This is a genomic window from Bradyrhizobium sp. (genome assembly GCF_049581145.1).
Lineage (GTDB): Bacteria > Pseudomonadota > Alphaproteobacteria > Rhizobiales > Xanthobacteraceae > Bradyrhizobium.
This window is the reverse complement of sequence record NZ_JBAURI010001006.1, coordinates 1-3,827: the sequence shown is the minus strand read 5'-3', so window position 1 is coordinate 3,827 and position 3,827 is coordinate 1. Positions and strand designations below refer to the sequence as shown.

Here is a 3,827-nt window from a genome sequence, read left to right as displayed (position 1 = left end):
GAACTCGTCGGGAAGGCCAATCTGATGGAAGGCGGGATGAACCCCCGCGAGCATCAGGGCGGCGGCGACAGCTTCGCCCAGTCCGCCGATCACGGTATGGTTCTCCGCAACGACGACAGGGCGCCCGGGCTTGCGGCAGGCCTCCACGATCGTGCGAGTATCAAGCGGTTTGATGGTCGGCACATGCAGGACGGCCGCATGGATTTTATCAGCCTCAAGCCGCTTGGCAGCCTCCAGGGCGCGCATCGTCAGCAATCCGGAAGAAACGAAAAGCACGTCCGCCCCGTCTCGCAGGAACCTGGCTTTGCCAAGCTCGAACTTGTAATCGTACTCGTCGAGCACCAGCGGCACGTGCCCGCGCAGCAGGCGCATGTAGACCGGACCCTGGTGGTTCGCCATCGCCGGCACCACCTGCTCGATCTCGCAGGCATCGCAGGGATCGATCACGGTCATGTTCGGCATGGCACGAAACAGCGCCAGATCCTCCGCTGCCTGATGGCTCGGTCCGTAACCCGAGGTGAGGCCGGGCAGCGCACAGGCGATCTTGACGTTGCGATGCTCTTCCGCGATCGTCTGGTGGATGAAATCATAGGCGCGGCGAGCCGCAAAAACCGCGTAGGTCGTGACGAACGGCGTAAATCCTTCGGCGGCGAGGCCCGATGCCGCGCCGAACAACAACTGTTCAGCCATCCCCATCTGATAATAGCGGTCGGGATATTCCTTCGCGAAGACATGCAGGTCGGTATACTTGCCGAGGTCGGCGGTCATGCCGACGATGTCGTGCCGCTCGCGTGCGAGTTCAATCAGCGCATTGCCGAACGGCGCCGATTTCGTCCGCTCCCCCTCAGAGGCGATCGAGGCGATCATGGCCGACGTCGTGAGACGGGGCTTCGCAGCGGTCGCCGCGGTGTCGGTGGTCGGCTTCATGGCCGGCGTCCTTCTTCCAGCGCCCGCAGCGCAAGCTGCCACTCGTCCGGGTCGACGCGCATGAAGTGATTGCGCTCGCGGGCTTCCAGGAACGGCACCCCCTTGCCCATCAGCGTATCCGCGATGATCATCCGCGGCTTGGCGCCCTCATGGGTCTTGGCGGCGTCGAACGCTGCCACCACGGCATCGAGGTCGTTGCCGTCGATCCGCTGCACGAACCAGCCGAACGCCCGAATCTTGTCGGCCAGCGGCTCAAAACTCATCATCTGCCTGGAAGGCCCGTCGGCCTGCTGATTGTTGACGTCAACGACGGCAATGAGATTGTCGAGTTGGTAATGCGCCGCCGACATCATTGCCTCCCATGTCGAACCCTCGTCGAGTTCGCCATCGGAGAACAGCGCATAGACACGGCTGTCCGAGCCCTTGCGCTTGAGACCCAGGCATCTGCCGACGGCGATGCTGAGCCCAAGCCCCAGTGATCCGCCCGACATCTCCATGCCCGGGGTATAGGATGCCATGCCCGACATCGGAAGCCGGCTCTCGTCGAATCCGTAGCTCTCGAGTTCGGCTTCCGGAATGATTCCGGCCTCGATCAGCGCGCCATACAGCGCGATGGCATAATGGCCGTTTGACAGTAGAAAGCGGTCGCGGCCCTCCCAGGCCGGTTCTTCCGGATGGTAGCGCATGGCGTGGAAGTAGGCGACGGCCAGCACGTCGGCGATATCGAGCGCCTGGGCGATGTAGCCCTGCCCCTGAACTTCACCCATGCGAACGGCATTGCGGCGGATGCGGTATGCGCGTTCCGCAAGCGCGGGTTCGTTGGGTCGCAATCCGATTCTGGCCATGGCTCGTCCCTCGCCCGTGATCAATGGATGTGCATTCCGCCGTTCACGTCGATCACGGCGCCGGTGGTGTAGCCCGACAGGTCGGAGGCCAGGAACAGGAAGATTTTCGCGACGTCCTGCGGCTGGCCGAGACGGCCGAGCGGAATGCCGGCGAGAATCTCCGTCTCTTTCTCGGGGGCGATCTTGCCGATGTTGATGTCGGTGACGATCAGGCCGGGGGCGACACAGTTGACCCGGATGTTGTCGGGACCGAGTTCGCGGGCCATCGCCTTGGCGAGGCCCAGCACACCGGCCTTGGCGGCTGAATAGTGTGCGCCGCCGAGAATACCGCCGCCGCGCTGCGCGGACACCGACGACATGCAGGCGATCGAGCCGGCCTTCTGCGCGCGCATGTGCGGCATCACCGCCTGCGAGAGATAGAGCACGCCGCGCAGATTGACGTCCTGGATACGGTCCCAGTCCTGCGGGATGATATCCCAGACCTTGACGGGCTGGGTGATGCCGGCATTGTTGATGAGTATGTCGACCTTGCCGAAGGCGCTCAGCACCTCTGACACCGCGCGCTCGCAGTCGGCCTTGTTGGTGACATTGCAGGCAATACCGAGATGGCCGCTGCCGAGTTCGGTAGCGGCCCTTGCCGCGCCGGCGCCGTCGAGATCGAGGATCGCGACCCGCGCGCCCTGCTCCGCGAACGTCTTCGCCGTTGCGAAGCCAATTCCACGCGCGCCGGCCGCCCCGGAAATGATCGCAGTTTTGCCCTTCAGCAGCATATTCCCTCCGGAAACCTTTGTTTCGATTGGCGCGGAATATGGTTCGGGTCCGACGGCACGAAAATACGCCAAATTTGCACCGATAGGTGAATCGTGTTCACCTATCGTATGGTCCCATTACCCCTTCGCGCCCTCCGGGCTTTCGAGGCGGCCGCACGCACCGGATCTTTCCGGGCGGCCGCGAGCGAACTCGGGTTGACGCCAAGCGCCGTCAGCCACGCCATCCGCGACTTCGAAGAGCAGATCGGGACGACGCTGTTCGAGCGCGACGGACGCAGGATGCAGGTCAATCAGGCGGGGGAAGAGCTGCTGCGGCGCGTATCCGGCGCCTTCGATGAACTCAGGAACGGGCTCGAGGTTGCCAGCACGCGCTCGTCGAACCTTCTGCGAATTCATTGTGCGCCAAGCCTGGCCGCGCAATGGCTGATGCCGCGGCTGAGAGGACTGATCGAACAGCATCCAGAACTGGAAGTCAGGCTGGCGGCCGGAACCGACTACCCTCACTTTCGCAACGATGAGTTCGACATCGACATCTGCTACGGACCGCCGCGGCAGGAAGGCATGGCCGTCTTGCCGCTCGGCGAGGAAATCGTTCGTCCGATGTGCGCGCCCTCGCTTGCTGGTGCTATCCGAGAGGCTGCTGACCTGCTGAAGCTTCCGCTGATCGAAAGTGAACAGAAGCGCGTTCGCTGGAATGCCTGGTTCGCAGCAAACGGTCTCTCTGCACCGAGTCCTGGCGGGTTCCGGTTCGATCGCAGCTTTATGGCGATTGCCGCGGCCGTCGACGGTCTCGGCGTGACTCTTGAGTCCACGAGACTTGCCGAACGCGAGCTTTCGAGTGGCAAACTGGTAGCGCCTCTGGTCGGACGTGCAAACGATCCGTCCTACGTTGGGCATTATCTCGTCTGTCCGCCGCAAGCCAAGCATCGACGCTCGGTGCGTACCTTCACCGGATGGATCACCAACGAAATGGGGTTAGCCGAAAGTGGCCGAAAATCTTAGCGGGTCGCCGACGTCTAGCAGCCTGTCGGACTGAGGGTACAGGGATGAGCCGGCCTTTGGGTCGTGCCCGGCTGGGCCCGCTCTCAGGCGACCAGCAGGGTGAACATGCGCTTGACGTTCCATGCCATGGTTACGAGGCTCCATTCGCCGCGAGCCTTTTCCTGGCCGCGCATCAACTGGCGAAAGCCCATCAGGAGCACGACCGTTACCTTTCTGCAGATGCTCGACGCAAACCGTACCGCACGCCCAATGGATGTCGGGGCACGGCTACCAGCTTTTGCTA

The 3,827-nt window shown here is 63.1% G+C and carries 5 protein-coding genes; 1 reads left to right on the top strand and 4 read right to left on the bottom strand.

Going from position 1 to position 3,827, the window contains the following annotated elements; all coding sequences use genetic code 11:
- The 3 genes from WCB02_RS32685 to WCB02_RS32675 form a co-directional block, all read right to left on the bottom strand.
- A partial coding sequence (locus WCB02_RS32685) for a transketolase family protein (RefSeq protein ID WP_423964841.1) occupies positions 1–927 on the bottom strand: 927 nt, incomplete at its 3' end.
- The gene (locus WCB02_RS32680) at positions 924–1,772 is read right to left on the bottom strand and encodes a transketolase (protein ID WP_423964839.1); all 849 of its coding nucleotides are present in this window, start codon (positions 1,770–1,772) and stop codon (positions 924–926) included. The genes WCB02_RS32680 and WCB02_RS32685, both read right to left, overlap by 4 nt.
- A 20-nt stretch (positions 1,773–1,792) precedes the next feature.
- Positions 1,793–2,542, bottom strand: coding sequence for an SDR family NAD(P)-dependent oxidoreductase (locus WCB02_RS32675; protein WP_423964837.1), 750 nt, complete (start codon positions 2,540–2,542; stop codon positions 1,793–1,795).
- A 108-nt stretch (positions 2,543–2,650) separates the two neighbouring features.
- Between WCB02_RS32675 and WCB02_RS32670 the strand changes: the two genes are divergently transcribed.
- Entirely contained in the window at positions 2,651–3,544 is an 894-nt protein-coding gene (locus tag WCB02_RS32670; RefSeq protein ID WP_423964844.1) for a LysR substrate-binding domain-containing protein, read from the top strand.
- Positions 3,545–3,627: 83 nt separating this feature from the next.
- Here WCB02_RS32670 and WCB02_RS32665 read toward each other — a convergent pair.
- Positions 3,628–3,827: hypothetical protein (locus WCB02_RS32665; protein WP_423964835.1), on the bottom strand; the 200-nt coding region annotated here is incomplete at its 5' end.